This window comes from Streptomyces sp. NPDC047079, from assembly GCF_040643755.1.
In the GTDB taxonomy this organism is placed as follows: domain Bacteria; phylum Actinomycetota; class Actinomycetes; order Streptomycetales; family Streptomycetaceae; genus Streptomyces.
Window position 1 is genome coordinate 329,826 of record NZ_JBEYUZ010000003.1, and the last position, 15,193, is coordinate 345,018.

Annotated in this window: 15 protein-coding genes; 10 read left to right on the forward strand and 5 right to left on the reverse strand. The window is 72.0% G+C overall.

The window, feature by feature from the left end; genetic code table 11:
- Positions 1 to 147 precede the first annotated feature (147 nt).
- Entirely contained in the window at positions 148 to 891 is a 744-nt protein-coding gene (locus ABZ823_RS06365) for a DUF4142 domain-containing protein (protein ID WP_361654384.1), read from the reverse strand.
- Between the two features lie 217 nt (positions 892 to 1,108).
- Here ABZ823_RS06365 and ABZ823_RS06370 point away from each other — a divergent pair, with 217 nt between their 5' ends.
- Both ABZ823_RS06370 and ABZ823_RS06375 read left to right on the forward strand, forming a co-directional pair.
- The gene (locus ABZ823_RS06370) at positions 1,109 to 2,146 is read left to right on the forward strand and encodes a permease (protein ID WP_361654387.1); all 1,038 of its coding nucleotides are present in this window, start codon (positions 1,109 to 1,111) and stop codon (positions 2,144 to 2,146) included.
- Complete coding sequence (locus ABZ823_RS06375; RefSeq protein ID WP_361654390.1) at positions 2,143 to 2,889, forward strand: TIGR03943 family protein; 747 nt, start codon at positions 2,143 to 2,145, stop codon at positions 2,887 to 2,889. Before ABZ823_RS06370 ends, ABZ823_RS06375 begins: the two co-directional genes overlap by 4 nt.
- A 94-nt stretch (positions 2,890 to 2,983) precedes the next feature.
- On the opposite strand, the gene ABZ823_RS06380 is transcribed toward ABZ823_RS06375, so the two are convergent.
- Both ABZ823_RS06380 and ABZ823_RS06385 read right to left on the reverse strand, forming a co-directional pair.
- Positions 2,984 to 3,661, reverse strand: a complete 678-nt coding sequence (locus ABZ823_RS06380) for a DUF6445 family protein (RefSeq protein WP_361654393.1) — start codon at positions 3,659 to 3,661, stop codon at positions 2,984 to 2,986.
- A 114-nt stretch (positions 3,662 to 3,775) separates the two neighbouring features.
- Complete coding sequence (locus ABZ823_RS06385) at positions 3,776 to 5,023, reverse strand: protein kinase (protein WP_361654396.1); 1,248 nt, start codon at positions 5,021 to 5,023, stop codon at positions 3,776 to 3,778.
- 575 nt (positions 5,024 to 5,598) lie between these two features.
- On the opposite strand from ABZ823_RS06385, the gene ABZ823_RS06390 reads away from it, so the two are divergent.
- Positions 5,599 to 6,417: a class I SAM-dependent methyltransferase gene (locus tag ABZ823_RS06390; protein ID WP_361654399.1), complete on the forward strand. Its 819-nt coding sequence runs from the start codon at positions 5,599 to 5,601 to the stop codon at positions 6,415 to 6,417.
- Positions 6,418 to 6,632: 215 nt separating this feature from the next.
- Here ABZ823_RS06390 and ABZ823_RS06395 read toward each other — a convergent pair whose 3' ends face one another.
- Together ABZ823_RS06395 and ABZ823_RS06400 are read right to left on the reverse strand one after the other, a co-directional pair.
- Positions 6,633 to 7,664 (reverse strand): zinc-binding dehydrogenase, encoded by a 1,032-nt coding sequence (locus ABZ823_RS06395; protein WP_361654402.1) that lies wholly within the window; start codon positions 7,662 to 7,664, stop codon positions 6,633 to 6,635.
- Positions 7,661 to 8,302: an MBL fold metallo-hydrolase gene (locus ABZ823_RS06400; protein WP_361654405.1), complete on the reverse strand. Its 642-nt coding sequence runs from the start codon at positions 8,300 to 8,302 to the stop codon at positions 7,661 to 7,663. The genes ABZ823_RS06395 and ABZ823_RS06400 overlap by 4 nt, the downstream gene beginning before the upstream one ends.
- Positions 8,303 to 8,436: 134 nt before the next feature.
- Between ABZ823_RS06400 and ABZ823_RS06405 the strand changes: the two genes are divergently transcribed.
- From ABZ823_RS06405 to ABZ823_RS06435, 7 genes are all read left to right on the forward strand, one after another.
- A complete protein-coding gene (locus ABZ823_RS06405) occupies positions 8,437 to 9,366 on the forward strand; it encodes an NADP-dependent oxidoreductase (protein ID WP_361654408.1) in 930 nt (309 codons plus the stop codon).
- A gap of 356 nt (positions 9,367 to 9,722) precedes the next feature.
- On the forward strand, positions 9,723 to 10,733 hold the full coding sequence (locus ABZ823_RS06410; RefSeq protein WP_361654410.1) for a ScbA/BarX family gamma-butyrolactone biosynthesis protein: 1,011 nt from the start codon (positions 9,723 to 9,725) through the stop codon (positions 10,731 to 10,733).
- Positions 10,734 to 10,739: 6 nt separating this feature from the next.
- The gene (locus tag ABZ823_RS06415; protein ID WP_361654413.1) at positions 10,740 to 11,798 is read left to right on the forward strand and encodes a ketoacyl-ACP synthase III family protein; all 1,059 of its coding nucleotides are present in this window, start codon (positions 10,740 to 10,742) and stop codon (positions 11,796 to 11,798) included.
- 95 nt (positions 11,799 to 11,893) lie between these two features.
- Positions 11,894 to 12,133, forward strand: coding sequence for an acyl carrier protein (locus ABZ823_RS06420; protein WP_361654416.1), 240 nt, complete (start codon positions 11,894 to 11,896; stop codon positions 12,131 to 12,133).
- Positions 12,133 to 13,392: a beta-ketoacyl-[acyl-carrier-protein] synthase family protein gene (locus tag ABZ823_RS06425; RefSeq protein ID WP_361654419.1), complete on the forward strand. Its 1,260-nt coding sequence runs from the start codon at positions 12,133 to 12,135 to the stop codon at positions 13,390 to 13,392. The genes ABZ823_RS06420 and ABZ823_RS06425 overlap by 1 nt, the downstream gene beginning before the upstream one ends.
- Complete coding sequence (fabG, locus tag ABZ823_RS06430; RefSeq protein ID WP_361654422.1) at positions 13,389 to 14,141, forward strand: 3-oxoacyl-ACP reductase FabG; 753 nt, start codon at positions 13,389 to 13,391, stop codon at positions 14,139 to 14,141. The genes ABZ823_RS06425 and fabG overlap by 4 nt, the downstream gene beginning before the upstream one ends.
- A gap of 50 nt (positions 14,142 to 14,191) precedes the next feature.
- Positions 14,192 to 15,178 (forward strand): ketoacyl-ACP synthase III, encoded by a 987-nt coding sequence (locus ABZ823_RS06435; protein ID WP_361654425.1) that lies wholly within the window; start codon positions 14,192 to 14,194, stop codon positions 15,176 to 15,178.
- Positions 15,179 to 15,193: the final 15 nt, after the last annotated feature.

Consider the following 15,193-nt stretch of genomic DNA (forward strand, 5'->3'; position numbering starts at 1 on the left):
CGCCGATCCGCCGATCCGCCGATCCGCCGATCCGCCGATCCGCCGATCCGCCGATCCGCCGATCCGCCGATCCGCCGATCCGCCGATCCGCCGATCCGCCGATCCGTGAGTTCGTGAGTCCGTGGTCGTGACCCGGGGTCCGGACCGTCAGCCCGTCGTCGGCACCGGGGACGGGGTGGCCGACGGAGGCGGGGTGAAGCCCGCGGGCGGGGAGAGGATCACCGTGGGCTCGCCGGGCGCAGGGGCGGGCGGGGTCATGCTGCTCTTCGGGAGTTTCGGCGGTGTCGTCTCCTGGAACAGCACGGAGTCGAAGTTCACCAGGCCCGTCTGCTCCAACACCGTGATGTGGTCGAGGACCGTGTCGTTCGCCTGGTCGGCCAGCTGACGGACCAGCGTGTTCTTCGTGGTGGCGCGGATGTTGGCGATGACCGGGAAGATCTGGCCGTGCGTCACACGCAGGATGTTCGCGAGGTCCTGGTCGAACTGCTTGCCCTGGTCGGACGTCAGTGTCGCCACGAACCCCTGCTGCTGCGGGCTCGGCTGGTTCGGCAGCGTGATGTTCAGCTGCGTGGCCACCTTCCGGCAGGTGTCGTCGAGGTTGGCGTGTCCGTTGATCAGGTGCTGCCCGGCGGTGCGCACGGCCGGGATCGTCCCCTTCTTCACGGCCAGTTCCCCGGACGGGAACTCCCACAGACCGGCCGCCCGTACCTTGACGACGAAGTCGCGGTCCGCGTCGGTCAGCGGCCCCCACGAGGTGTTGGCGATCACACGCGAGGGAGCACTCGACACGGTCTGCACGCCCAGCATCGAGGGATAGACGAGAGCCGTCAGCGTCAGCGTCAGGGCGCCCGCCACAAAGACGGTTCCCGCAGCGTTCCGTGAAATGCGCATGGCACCTCCTGATGGTCCGAACGCCCGGGGGTACGCGCGTGGCGGGGCCCGGAACCTTTAGGACCGGCAAAATCCACGCCCGGCTCTGTGGGGGCCGTCACACCGGGCGGTCCACGCGCCCGCCGCGTCCTCCGGGGGGAAGAGGACGCGTGGCTGCCGGGGCGCGTGGCTCGACACCGGCTATGTTCGATCCGAACATCTGACATTCGGGGTTGCCATGCAGAAGACAGACGCAGTGGCCGCGGAGGCGGAGCCGGCCGTCGCGGTCCCCGTGGCGAGCGCCGACGCGCCCGTGCGCGGTCGGCGGCCCCTGCCCTGGCCGCTGCTGTTCGGACCGGCCGTCCTCGCCGGTCCCGTGCTGCTTCTGACCGTTCGATGGCTGGACGAGCCGGCCATGCAGGCGTGGCGGACCGTCTGCCTCGCCATCGTGGTGCAGGCGCTGCCCTTCCTGCTGCTAGGTACCGCCCTGTCCGGCGCGATCAACGCCTTCGTACCGGCCCAGGTGTTCGGCAGGGTGCTGCCCCGCCGGCCCGCGCTCGCCGTCCCGGTCGCCGGCGTCGCCGGTGCCGTGCTGCCCGGCTGTGAGTGCGCGTCGGTTCCGGTCGCGAACAGCCTGATCCGCCGTGGGGTGACTCCGGCCGCCGCCTTCGCGTTCCTGCTGTCGGCCCCCGCCATCAACCCGGTCGTGCTGACGGCGACCGCCGTCGCCTTCCCCGGCAGCCCCGCCATGGTCCTGGGCCGGCTGCTCGCCTCGCTCACCACCGCCGCCGTGATGGGCTGGCTCTGGCTCTGGCTGGGACGCGAGGAGTGGCTGCGGCCCGCCGTGCGGCACACCGGACACCAGCCGGGGCACAGCCGCTGGACGGAGTTCCGGCTCGGCTTCCAGCACGACTTCCTGCACGCGGGCGGATTCCTGGTGGTCGGCGCCATGGCGGCGGCCACCTTCAACGTGGCCGTTCCGCGCTCCGTACTCGACACCTTCTCCGGCTCACCCTGGCTGTCCGTGCTCTTCCTGGCCGGGCTCGCGATCGTCCTCGCGGTGTGCTCCGAGGCCGACGCGTTCGTGGCGGCGTCGCTGAGCGGGTTCTCGCCGACCGCCCGGCTGGCATTCATGGTGGTCGGACCAATGGTCGACCTGAAGCTGATCGCGCTTCAGGCGGGCACGTTCGGCCGGGCCTTCGCGGTCCGCTTCTCCACCGTGACGACCGTCGTCGCGGTCGTGTGCAGCTCGCTGATCGGAGGGGCACTGCTGTGAAACGACCCGTGCAGGTGATCCTGCTCGTCCTCAGCGGACTCGGCCTGCTGCACGCCTCGCTCTTCACCGACCTGTGCCTCAGGTACGTCAAGGAAGGGCTGCGGCCGATGCTGATCGCGTCGGGAGCGCTGCTGCTCGTCCTGGGCCTGGCGGACGCGGTGTGGGGCCGGGGCCGGGGCGATCACGGCCACAGCGGTCAGGGTCACAGTGGCCACGGCCATGACCACTCCGGCGCTCCCCGGATCGCCTGGCTGCTGTTCCTGCCCGTGCTCAGCCTGCTGTTCTACGCGCCGCCGGCCCTCGGCGCCTACACCGCTGCCCGCGAGGCGCCCCATGCCGTCAAGGAGCAGAGGCACTTCGATCCGCTGCCCACGACCTCGCCGGTCCCGATGACCCTCACGGACTTCACCACCCGTGTGCAGCAGGACCGCAAGCAGGCCATCAAGGGGCGCAGCGTGCGGATGACCGGTTTCGTCACGCCCGACAAGCAGGCCGGCAGCTGGTATCTGACCCGGATCATCTTCTCGTGCTGCGCCGCGGACGCGCAGTCCGTGAAGGTGCGGGTGTACGGGAAGCCGGCCCTGTCCGCCAACACCTGGGTGGCCGTCACGGGAACCTGGCATCCCGGCGGAACCCTGGGCACGAGTTCCGCGTCCGCCGCGCTCGACGCCCGTACCGTCGAGCGGATCGTACGACCGGTGAACGCGTACACGGACGACCTGCCGCTCGACCCGTCCCGCTGACCGCGGACGGCGGGACGAGCGGCCTCGGACCCGGGCTCGGCCTCGGGCTCTGCCTTGGCCTCAGGCGGACGCCGACCCAGGGGATCGCGGCGGCTCAGGCCATCCAGAAGAAGACGGCCGTCATGCGCTTGTCCTCCAGGTCGCTTCCCCAGTAACCCGTGGCGCTGTGCATGATGTTGGCCTTGTAGAGGAGCAGTCGGTTGTAGCGCTGCGGCACGCGTACGTCCTCGGTGAACGCGTCCGGTGGGACATAACGCGTGCCCAGCGCCTCGACCAGGTTGGTGTGCGGTGCCTGCACCATGTTGCCGCCGAGGACGCCGCCCGGCAGGTTCTGCCGGTAGAAACTCGTGCCGCAGTCCTTGGGGATGTCCGGGCTGAGGTAGAGCACCGCGGCGTAGCGGCACAGCGCCCGCGAGTCGGTGTGCGGACGCGGTTCGCCCTCGTCTTTGCCGACGACCTGGACGCAGTTGTGATTCAGGGTGCCCCCGCCGGGCGCGGTCCCGAGCCACAGCTTCTGCGCGCCGGTCTCCTTGCGTACGAGACGTTCGACGTGGGCGAGCTCGCCCGGTTCGAGCCCGGGCATCGTCCGCAGCCCCGGCCAGCTCTCCTGGGTGTACGGGTGCCCCTTGGTCCATTCGTCCTCGCCCTTGGCGAGACACCGGGCCCGGACCTCGTCCACGTTCGGCAGGACGCCGTCGAGGATCCAGTAGTCGCGGCCGCGCGTGGGCCTGCGGTACGGGAGCACGGGCAGGCGCGGGGGCTGTGGGGGCATGCGGGTGAACCTACAGTCGGTGTGCGCCACCGTTTCTCTTCGATTGGTCAACCTTGGGTCAACTCAATGTCCCGGAACGGCGAGGGCGTTGAAGGCGACCTGCGCGGTCCACGGTCAGGGCGTCGGTGTGGCCGGGACCGACTGAGTTCCCTGGGGGGTCTCCGCGGAACTGCTGTCCGGTGAGAACACCGCCATGCTCACGAACATCGCCGTGAGGAACAGCGCCGCCGCGGCGATCAGGCCCACGGCACCCGGCCGCCGGGTGAGGAGCGCACGCACCGAGCGCCGCGCCCGTCGCCCGCCGGACGCCGAGCGGTCGCGGTGACCCGCGGTCGGCGGGCGATCCCGGTGGCCGGCCGTGGCGGGGCGTTCCCGGTGGCCTCCCGACGGACGCTGGCGGTGGGCCGCCCGGTGGCCCGGGGCCGGGGTGGCGGTGGGGAGTTTGTACGTCGTCGCCGGGCCCGAGTCCGTGCGGGGGAGCGCCGGCGGTGCCACGGCGATCGCCGTGGCGCGCCCCGGTTCCACGACGACGGCCGGGAGCGGCTCGGGGCGGCCCCGCCAGGCGCCGGTCGCGAACCAGTCGGCGGCCTGCCGTGCGGTGGGCCGGTCCTCGGGGCGCTTGGCGAGGAGGCCCAGCAGGTAGTTCTCGAAGGCGGGCGGCAGCGAGACGCCCAGCTCCCGGGGCGGCGTGGGAGCGGTGTCCAGGTGGTGGTGGAGGATCGCGATCGCCGTGTCCGCGCGGAACGGGGTTCTTCCGGTGAGGAGTTGGTAGAGCACACAGCCCAGCGAGTACACGTCGCTGGGGGGTCCCGCGGGCTTGCCCAGGGCTCGCTCCGGCGCGATGTACAGGCTCGTGCCGACGATCTGCCCGGTCGCCGTGAGGGCACCCGAGGGGTCGTCCATGAAGCGGGCGATGCCGAAGTCGCCGATCTTGACCGTGCCACCCGCGTCGAGGAGCAGGTTGCCGGGCTTGATGTCCCGGTGCACGATGCCCTGTTCGTGTGCCACGGCGAGCCCGGCCGCGGCCTGCGCGGCGATGTCCGCGACGCGTTCGACGGGCAGGGGACCGTCGTCGGCCAGCAGCCGGGAGAGGCTGTCGCCCTCCACCAGCTCCATCACCAGGAACAGCCGGCCCTCGTGCTCGCCGAAATCGAGCACCCCGACCACATGGGGGTGGTGCAGCCGCCCCGCGGTCTGGGCCTCCAGCCGGAACCGGGAGTCGGCGGTGGGGTCGGCGTTCTGCGTGAGCAGGACCTTGACGGCGACGGGCCGGCCGAGCATCTGGTCGTACGCCCGCCAGACCTCCCCCATCGCGCCACGTCCGAGGGTGGTGTTCAGCTCGTACCGGCCCGCGATCAGCACCTGTTGTTACATCCTCATGCCGTGAGACGAATGCCGTGAGACCGCTCGACCGCCGCCGGCCATGACTCCGCCGGGGGCGGGTGATGGTGGGGAGCCGCAGCGGAGCACAGCCTATCGGCACCCTTCCTCGCTTCGATCACCGTCTCCCCTTTGTGGTGACCGAAGGGTGACGATCCGGTCGCGCAATCCCCGTGTTCAGACCGCTTCCTGACGCTCTGTCCATCAACTGGAGCTGTCGGCGCCGCGCGGGTCTCCCCTTCGTTCAGTCGGCCGGAACGGGCCGACCGGGCTCGACGGCGGTGCGGCATCGGAACGAGCTTCCGGTGCGGCATCGGAACGCGCTTTCGGTGCGGTGGTGTGACCGGCGCGGCAGCCCGCCCCTCGGTCGGCGTGTGGAAGGGCGTCCGGTCGGCATGCGGAACGGCATCCCGTTCGTGGGCCGAACGGCATCCCGTCCGTGCGCGGAACGGCATCCCGTCCGTTGCGCGGAACGGCTACGGCCGGAAGTATGAATCGCGTAGCCCGGCCGCCGGACGGCCGCCCTTCCAAGGCGGGCGCCGCAATAGTGTCCCCGCATGACGGAAATCCTGAGCAGGCCCACCATCGGCGAACTTCAAGAGCGTGCCCACAGCGAGGGGCACGACTACGCCAAGGGTTCCCCGCACATCCGGCATCACCACATCCGCGAGCGGGTGATCTCGGGCCTGCACACCCTGGTCGGTGAGGTCACGGACCGCACCGGAAAGTGCCGGGTCCTCGAGGTCGGGGCCGGGCACGGGACCTTCACCGACCATCTGGTGGCGGCCGGGGCGAGGGTCGAGGTGACGGAGATGAGCGCGCCTAGCGCGGAGGTTCTCCGGCACCGCTTCCGCAACAATCCACGCGTCACGGTCACTCACGATCCGGAAGGAAAGGAAATCCTCCGCTCGGAGCCGCTCGACGCCGTGGTGTGCATTTCCGTACTGCACCACATTCCCGATTATCTGGGCGCCGTGGAACACCTCGTCCGCCGTATCGTCCCCGGCGGAGCCTTCTTCAGCGTTCAGGATCCCTTGTGGTACCCGCGCCGGTCCGGTGTCTCGATGAATCTGGACCGTGGCGCGTATCTGCTGTGGCGGCTGGGGCAGGGGGACCTGCGGCGCGGTCTGGCCACCCGGGTGCGCCGACTGAGAGGCCGCTACGACGAGACGAACGAGGCCGACATGGCGGAGTACCACGTCGTCCGGCAAGGAGTGGACGAGATGGCCCTCCAGGGGCTGCTGCGACCCGCCTTCCACCGGGTGGAGTTGCAGCGCTACTGGTCGACGCAGTCGGGTGTGCTCCAGTCGCTCGGGGAACGCTTCGGCCCCGCCACCACCTTCGGCCTCTTCGCCCGCGACCGCAGCGCCGACTGACACGGCGCCGCGCCTTCACCGAGGGGACACCCCTTCACTCCGGGCGCATTCCCACGACCTTCGCGCCGCGGTCGTGGCCGTCCGGACCGGGTTCGGCGATCACGCTCCGAGGCCGGATCCCAGCCCCAAGGGCATCCCGCCCGTGCACCGGCTCGATGGGCTGTCCGGACTCCGGCTCGCGCAGGCACCCCCGGGGGCTCCGGTTTCCGCTGTTGTCAGGACCGGACGTCCAGGACGTACTTGCCCGTGGACGCCCGCGTCTCCAGCAGTTCGTGCGCGTGCGCCACGTCCTTCAGCGGCAGCACCTTCACATCCACGCGGACGGCGCCCTGCGCGACCGACGCCAACGCCTGTTCCAGATGGGCACGGAGCAGGTGCGGGGCGCGGCCCGCGACACCGCCGAGGTTGTAGCCGGCGAGCGAACTGTTCGTGTACCAGGGGTGGTTGCCCTCGAAGGTGACGTCCTCGGCCGCCGCGTTGCCGAAGACGACATGGCGCCCGAACGCCGCCAGCAGGCCGGTCACGGACGACCGGAACGCGCCGCCGACGGAGTCCAGGACCAGGTCCGCGCCCGCCCCTCCGGTCCGCTCGGCGACCTCCCGCTCGATCTCGTCGTACGACACGACGCTGTCGTAGCCGTAGCCGCGCGCGTACTCCGCCTTGGCCGGGGAACTGGTCACGCCGATCACCGTGCCCGCGCCCAGGGACCTGGCCAGCTGCGCCGCGGCCGTACCGACCCCGCCCGCGGCGGCGAGGACGACCACGGTCTCGCCCTGTGCGAGGTGCCCTGCGGAGGTGAGCACGCCCAGCGCGGTGGTCACGTTGCACAGGGCGCCCGCCGCCAGGGCGCCGTCCAGCCCGGCGAGTTCGCCGTCCAGCCGTACCGTGTGCTCGGCGCCGACGGCGACCACCTCGGCGTTGCCGCCACCGCCCAGGGTGAGGGCGGCCACCCGCTCGCCGACGCGCACGCCGGTGACGCCCTCGCCGACGGCGCGTACCGTGCCGACCGCCTCCAGGCCGGGGAAGTGCGGCAGATCCACCGGGAACTGGCCGCGCCGGAACATCACTTCGGCGAAGTTCACACCCGCGTACTCGACGTCGAGCGTGATCTGCCCGGGCCCCGGCTCCGGTACGGCGACCTCCGCGACGGTCAGGACGGACGGGCCGCCGCAGGACTCGAACCGGACGGTACGCATACGGCTCCCGGAGGTGGTGGGGTTCGCGGAGGTCTCAGGGGTGTTCGTCATCGGATTCCTGTCTCGCTGAGGGTGGCGGTGGGGCCGTGTCCGGTGAGCAACCGTGTGTCGTCCGGACAGGTGGTGGCGACCAGGCGGAGCGAGGCCTCCAGGCCGGCCGGGCTCGCCCCGGGTGCGTCCGCGCGCCCCTTGCCGCCGGCGAGCAGGGTGTCCCCGGTCGCCAGCAGCGGGACCGCGTCGCCGTCGAAGCGGAACATGACGGAGCCGCCGGTGTGGCCGGGCGTGTGCAGCACGGTGACGGGGCCCGCCGCGAAGGCCAGTTCGCCGCCGTCCTCCGGGAGGTCGCGCACCTCGTCGGGTTCCCGGTCGGGATGGCCGACGAGGAGCTCGCGTGGGAACGTGTCCGGCAGCCCCTTGGCAGGGGCGCCGAACTGGTAGCGGTCGGCCGGGTGGATCCAGGCCGGGATGCCGTAGCGCCGGGCGAGCGGCACGGCGTCCCAGGTGTGGTCCATGTGGCCGTGCGTGATCAGGATGGCCTCGGGTTCCAGCCGGTGGGCGCGGACGGCCTCGGCGACCGCGTCGGCCGAGTCGTGCCCGGGATCGATGATCAGGCACGGATTGCCGGGTCCCGCGGCGACGAGATGGACGTTCGTGCCGAACTTGCCGGTTGCGGCGGACAGTACGAGCATGACGCGACTCTGTCGGAGTCTTCGTTCATATGTCAATTGCCGTTGTTGAAGCAGAACCCTGGCTCAAGTCTGGCTATAGTGGCGGGTGCCATCGCCCGGTGTGCGTACCGTCGTTGCTCCAGCAGGGGGTTGTAGTGAAGGCCATCGCCATCCAGCGCTACGGAGGGCCGGAGGTCCTGGAACTCATGGACCTCCCGGAGCCGCGGCTCGGGCCGGACGTCGTACTCGTCCGGGTCCGGTACGCGGGCGTCAACCCGGCCGACTGGAAGATCCGGGAAGGCTTCATCGACGACTGGTTCGAGTCGCACTTCCCCATGGTGATGGGCTGCGACCTGTCCGGCGTGGTCGAGCGCACCGGCCTCGGTGTCACCGAGTTCGCCCCGGGGGACGAGGTCGTCGGCTACGTGCGCGCCGACCACATGCAGCGCGGCACCTACGGCGAACTGGTCGCGGCCCCCGTCCGGACCCTGGCGCACAAGCCGCGCGCCCTCGACTGGCGCGCCGCGGCCGGGCTGCCGGCCGCCGGGCTCACCGCCTACCAGGCGCTCCGCCGCCATCTGCGGATCGTCCCCGGTGAGGTGCTGCTCGTGCACGCGGCGGCCGGCGGAGTCGGCTCCCTCGCCGTGCAGATCGGCCGCGCACTCGGCGCGCGCGTCATCGGCACGGCGAGCGAGCACAACCACGAGTTCCTGCGCTCACTCGGGGCCGAGCCGGTGACCTACGGTCCCGGGCTCGCCGACCGGGTGCACGCCCTGGCCCCGGGGGGTGTCGACGCGGTCTTCGACCTCATGGGCGGTGACACCCTGCTCGGCTCGCCCGCGCTGCTGCGTCCGGGCGGCCGTCTCGCCTCCGTCTCCGGTGACGTGACGGGTCTGGGCGGACGGTATGTGTTCGTCCGTCCCGACGCCGCCGACCTCGCCGGTCTGGTGGCGATGGCGGACCGCGGGGAGGTACGGGTCCACGTCAGCGCCGAGTTCCCGCTGGCCGACGCCGCACAGGCGCATGAACTCGTGGGTAGCGGCCATGTGCGGGGCAAGGTGGTCCTGGCGGTCGCGCCGTCCTGAGCCGAAGCGGACGGCGAAGGACGACAAGCAACACCGGCGAACGCCAGGGAACGAAGGCCTGGGACGCCGGGGAACGCGAAGGAACCGTAAGGAACCGTAGGTAACCAGAAGGAACGAGAAGAAGGGCCGTCCCTCATGGGGCGGCCCTTTTCGGCATGTCCGGCGGGCCCCGTCCGCCTCTTCAGTGAAACTCCAGCGGCTCTCGATCCGGACGCGCCGGAGCCGCCGGTCAATCCCTTCGGCGTTCTCAGCCGAACCCACAGAGGCGGCTGGGAGGCTCTTTTCAGGCGGTTGTGACGCCGCTTTCCCGCCCCCAGGGGCCGCCGTAACGAACCCACCGACGAACGGAATCGGGCATGACCATTGCTGAGCGGGAGCGGCCGGAGACCGCTCCGGCCGCGGCCGAACTCGCCTACCAGCGTTCGATGGACCGGGTGCTGGTGCACCGCCGGGCCCTCATGGAGGTCTTCGTCACGGACGCGGCACGGCTCGGCGAGGAGTCGTTCGCCGTGGCCGTCCAGGCGCCCCGCGCGCACAGCTACTACAACGACCACACGCAGCGACCCGAGCTGCTGGACCCGCTGTTCCTGCTGGAGGCCGCCCGCCAGGCGGTCACCGTCGTGGCACACCAGTGGCTGGGCGTCTCGTACGACACATCGTTCCTGATCAGCGACTGGACCACCGAGTTCACTGATCTGCGGGCGCTGCGGGCCCGTGGCGACGCACCGGACGAGCTGGTCGTGGAGGTCACCGCCCGTGACCTCAAGCGGCGCGGCAGCAGGCTGCTGGCCGCCACGCTGGAGTGCGTGTTCGTCGTCGCCGGGCAGCGGGCCGGTACGAGCACCATCGTGGCCGGATACCTCAGCCGCGACGGCTACGGTGCACACCGCGCGAAGAGCCGGGGCGACGTACCTCCGCTCTCCTCCGACATGCCGCCGAACCGTGCCGGCAAGCCCGTGGAGCCCGCGCTGGTGGGCCGGGAGCGGACCGCGAACGTGGTGCTGGTCGATGTGGAACACCCCGGCGGCGCGCTCGCGCTGCGTGCCGTGCTCGACGTTCCGGTGCGGCACCCGGCGATGTACGACCACCCCCTGGACCATGTGCCCGCGATGGCGCTCATGGAGGCGGCCCGCCAGGCCGCTGTCCTGGCCGCCGGGGCGCCCGCGCGGCGACGGTACGCGCACGCCTTCGGCACCACGTTCCGCCGCTTCGTGGAACTGGACAGCCCGGTGACGGTCTCCGTCACGCCCGACGGCGGCGACGGCTTCACCGTCGACTTCCTCCAGGACGGCACCTCCGTCTGCACGGCCACGGTCGGCGTCGCCGAACTTCCGGCGCCACCGGCCCCGGAAGCGGACGGCAGGTGACGGCCCGTGCGACTGGACTCACCGCTCGGGCTGATCGCCACCTCCTGGTATCCGGAGCAGCGGCAGACGGTCGAGGAGGCCGTGGCCGCCGGTGACATCGATGCCCGCACCGCCCGCGAGCTCGGCTACACCGCCCTTCCGGTCAGCGAGCACACGGCGCCCCCGGACATGGCCGTCGAGGCCGCCGCGCAGGCGCTGACGCTCTCCGGTGCCCGGCCCGACGCGCTCTCGCTGGTGCTGCACGCCAGCGTCCACCACCAGGGGCACGACGCCTGGTCGGCCCCGCACTACGTGGCCCGGCGGCTCGGCGCCCACCGTGCCGTACCGATCGGGCTGCTCCAGCAGTGCAACGGCGGCGCCATCGGCATCGAGCTGGCCGCGAGCCGCCTCCAGGGCGACCCGGCCGCCGGGCCCGCGCTGGTGACGACCGCCGACCGGTTCCTGATGCCGAGCTGGCACCGCTGGCGCAGCGACTACGGCATGGCGGCCGGCGACGCGGCCACGGCGGTCCTCGTCCACCGCGTCACCGGGTCGTCCGAGGGAGCGGGAGAGGCGCACGCGCTCGTCCCGGACCTGCTGCTGCACTCCCTGGCGACCAAGGCCGCGGCCGAACTCGAGGTGATGCACCGGGGCGACGACGAGCTCAACGCGACGCCCATGGGTCACAGTCCGATGATCGACGTACGGCGCACCAAGCGCGCCTTCATCAAGGCGTACGGCGTCGACTTCTTCCTCAAGACCGCGGCCGACCGTATCCGTGCCGTCGTCGAGGAGTGCCTGGCCGGTGCCGGGCTCGCCGCCGACGACCCGCGGCTGCGTCACGTCGTGATTCCCCGGCTGGGGAGCAAGGCGATGGCGGAGGCGTATCTCCCGCCGCTGACGGAGGTCACCTCGGCGGAGGTGCTCGACCTCGGGCGCGGCACCGGGCATGTGGGGGCCGGCGATCTCAACGCCTCCCTCGCCGACCTGGCCCGTACGGACCTGCTGGAGCCCGGCGGTTACGCCCTCGTGCTCAACGGCGGCGGCGGATTCACGTTCACCGCGGTGGCCGTCAGCAGAAGCTGACCGCCCGTCAGGCTCCGGCCGCTTTCGCCACCCGCTCCACTCCGGACCGTCCCTTTCAACCGTCCCTTTCCACCGTTTCTCAAGGAGATACCTTCATGTCCGCGCACCAGGACCGTCTCTTCGCCCTCGTCACCGACAAGCTCGGTGTCCTGCCCGAGGAGCTGAACACCACCGCCACCTTCGACAGCCTCGACCTGGACTCGCTCGCCCTGATCGAGCTGAGCGTGATCGTGCAGAAGGAGTTCGGCGTCCAGATCGACGAGACGGCGCTCACCCCCGACAACACCCTCGGCGACGTCCTCGCCACGATCGACGCCAAGGCCGCGGTGGCCTGATGACGGCCATACGCACCGAGCGCCCTCAGGGGCGCACGCAACGCTTCGACGTCGCCGTCACCGGCGTCGGCCTGGTCACCCCGGCCGGCCTGGGCGTCGAGGCCAACGTCGAGCGGGTCTGGTCCGGTGTGTCCACGGCGGCCACCGATCCGGACCTCGCGGGACTGCCCGTCGGCTTCGCCTGCCGCGTTCCCGGCTTCGACGCGGGAGCGCTGCTCGGGCGCCGTGCCGCAGTCCGCATGGACCCCGTCAGTCACTTCGGCGTGGTGGCGGCCCGGCAGGCGGTCGAGGACGCCGGGCTCGACCCGGCGTCCTGGGACGGCCCCCGGGTCGGTGTGGTCGTCGGCACGTCGCTGGGCGGCTGGTCCACGGTCGAGCGGGAGCACGGAAAGCACCTGGCCGACGGCCCGGACTTCGTCTCGCCGCTGCTGATGGTGATGGGGCCGGTCAACATGACCGCCGGCTACATCGCCATGGACCTCAAGGCGCTGGGCCCCAACCAGGTGGTGTCCACGGCCTGCGCGTCCGGCAACACGGCGATCGGGTACGCCCGCGCGCTGCTGGAGGCCGGGGTCTGCGACATCGTCCTCGCGGGCGGCGCGGAAGCGGCCATGTCCCCGACGGCGATGGCCAGCCTGGCCCGGGCCGGCGCGCTGTCCGCGCGCACCGAGGACCCGGCGTCCGCCTCGCGTCCCTTCGACGCCGACCGGGACGGCTTCGTCGCGGGCGAGGGCGCGGCGATCCTCGTGCTGGAGCGGGTCGAGGACGCCAGGGCACGCGGGGCCCGCATCCGGGCCCGGGTGTCCGGCTTCGGGGCGTCCGCCGACGGCCACCATGCGTCGGCGCCCGATCCGACGGGCGGCGGGGCCGAACGGGCCATCCGGGCGGCACTCGCCGACGCCGTGGTCGACCCGTCCGAGGTGGACCACGTCAACGCGCACGGCACCTCCACGCCGCTCAACGACATCACCGAGGCCGGGGTCGTCCGCCGGGTCTTCGGTGAGGGGCCCGCCGTGACCTCCACCAAGGGCGTCGTCGGCCATCTGCTGGGCGCGGCCGGAGCGGCCGAGGCGGTGTACACGGTGCTCGCCGTCGAGCGGCGCCTCGTCCCGCCGACCGCCAACCTCACCAGCCTGGACCCGGGCATCGGGGTGGACGTCGTGGCCAAGGAGGCCCGTCCGATGGAGATCGGCGCGGCCGTGAACAACTCCTTCGGCTTCGGCGGCCAGAACGCGGTGATCGTGGTGACTCCGGCGTGACATCCCATCCGGACACCACCATCGACGCGCCCGCCGGCGAGCCCGGGGGCCGCTCCGTCCTCGTCACCGGGGGCAACCGCGGCATCGGTCTGGCCGTCGCCCGCTCGCTCGCCGCACGCGGCGACCGGGTGGCGGTCACGTACCGTACCGGCGAGCCCCCGGCGGGGCTGTTCGCCGTGCGCTGCGACGTCACCGACGAGGCCCAGGTGGAGCGGGCCTTCAAAGAGGTCGCGGCCGCGCAGGGCGAGGTCGAGGTGCTGGTCGCGAACGCCGGGATCACCCGGGACGGGCTGCTGCTGGCTCTCGACGACGATGCGGTCGACGCTGTGCTCGACACCAACCTGCGGTCGGTGATCCGGGTCGCGCGGCACGCCGCCCGGGGCATGCTCGGCGGGCGCTGGGGCCGGATGGTCCTGATCTCCTCCGCCGTCGCGTTCACCGGCTCGCCCGGCCAGACCAACTACACCGCCGCCAAGGCCGGCCTCGTCGGGCTGGCCCGTTCCCTGGCCTGGGAGCTCGGCAGCCGCGGCATCACCGTCAACGTCGTGGCCCCCGGCCTCGTCGAGACGGACATGCTGCGCGAGGTGCGGCCCGCCCGCCTGGACCAGTACCTGGCGATGACGCCGCTCGGCCGGGCCGGAACCGCCGACGAAGTGGCCGCGGCGGTCGGGTTCCTCACCGGCGAGCAGGCCTCGTACATCACCGGCGCCGTGCTGCCGGTCAGCGGTGGGCTCGGCATGGGTCACTGACGCCCCCTGCCGCCCCCATCACCACGCAGAAAGCACAGGAAAGGGAAATCATGCCAGTCGGTGTCCTGTCGATCGGCTCCTACACCCCGGACAAGGTCGTCGACAACGAGCAGATCAGTGCCTGGACGGGGATGCCCGAGTCCTGGGTGAGCGAACGTACGGGGGTGCTCGAGCGGAGGTACGCCGAGCCGGGCACCACGACGTCCGACCTCGCCGTCCCCGCGGCCCGCGAAGCCCTGGAGGGCGTCGCCGAGGAAGCGCGCAGGCGGCTCGGCGCGCTGATCGTGGCGACCAGCACCCCGGACGTACCGCAGCCGTCCACGGCCGCGATCCTCCAGCACAAGCTGGGCCTGTCCACTCTGCCCGCCTTCGACATCAACGCCGTGTGCAGCGGTTTCCTGTACGGCCTCTCGGTCGCCGAGGGGCTCCTCAGGGCGGGGCGCCACGGCGACCATGTGCTGCTGGTCGGCGCCGACATGTTCTCCACGATCATGAACAGGGCCGACCGGCGTACGGTGAGCCTGTTCGGTGACGGCGCCGGCGCCGTCGTACTGGGCGAGGTGCCCGAGGGCTACGGACTCCAGTCGGTGCACCTGGTCACGGACGGGGAGTTCCACCACTACGTCGGCGTGGAAGCCGGCGGTACCCGCACGCCGTTGGACGCGCGGGCCCGGGAAGCGGGGGAGCACCTCTTCCGGATGGACGGACGCGCGGTGCGGGACTACGCGCTGGCCGTGCTGGCGAAGCTGACCGCCGCGACGCTCGACGACTGCGGGCTGGCCCTGGAGGACGTCGACCGGTTCGTCTTCCACCAGGCGAACACCAGGCTCCTGGAGACCTTCGTGGAAGAGGCGGGGATCGATCCGGAGCGCGTCGCCTACACCGCGCCGCGGCTCGGCAACACCGTCGCCGCCTCCGTGCCGCTCACCCTGCACGCCACGCACCGGGCGGAGCCGCTGCGCCGCGGCGAGCGGGTGCTGCTGGCGTCGGTGGGCGGCGGTATGACGGCCGGTGCGGCGCTGCTGACCTGGTACTGACGCCCGTGCCGCACC

Excerpts from the sequence above, each read along its gene's own strand:
- ABZ823_RS06365 (WP_361654384.1), bottom strand. The coding sequence starts at position 891 with ATGCGCATTTCACGGAACGCTGCGGGAACCGTCTTTGTGGCGGGCGCC.
- ABZ823_RS06370 (WP_361654387.1), top strand. The coding sequence starts at position 1,109 with ATGCAGAAGACAGACGCAGTGGCCGCGGAGGCGGAGCCGGCCGTCGCG.
- ABZ823_RS06380 (WP_361654393.1), bottom strand. The coding sequence starts at position 3,661 with ATGCCCCCACAGCCCCCGCGCCTGCCCGTGCTCCCGTACCGCAGGCCC.
- ABZ823_RS06390 (WP_361654399.1), top strand. The coding sequence starts at position 5,599 with ATGACGGAAATCCTGAGCAGGCCCACCATCGGCGAACTTCAAGAGCGT.
- ABZ823_RS06395 (WP_361654402.1), bottom strand. The coding sequence starts at position 7,664 with ATGACGAACACCCCTGAGACCTCCGCGAACCCCACCACCTCCGGGAGC.
- ABZ823_RS06400 (WP_361654405.1), bottom strand. The coding sequence starts at position 8,302 with ATGCTCGTACTGTCCGCCGCAACCGGCAAGTTCGGCACGAACGTCCAT.
- ABZ823_RS06410 (WP_361654410.1), top strand. The coding sequence starts at position 9,723 with ATGACCATTGCTGAGCGGGAGCGGCCGGAGACCGCTCCGGCCGCGGCC.
- ABZ823_RS06420 (WP_361654416.1), top strand. The coding sequence starts at position 11,894 with ATGTCCGCGCACCAGGACCGTCTCTTCGCCCTCGTCACCGACAAGCTC.
- ABZ823_RS06425 (WP_361654419.1), top strand. The coding sequence starts at position 12,133 with ATGACGGCCATACGCACCGAGCGCCCTCAGGGGCGCACGCAACGCTTC.
- ABZ823_RS06435 (WP_361654425.1), top strand. The coding sequence starts at position 14,192 with ATGCCAGTCGGTGTCCTGTCGATCGGCTCCTACACCCCGGACAAGGTC.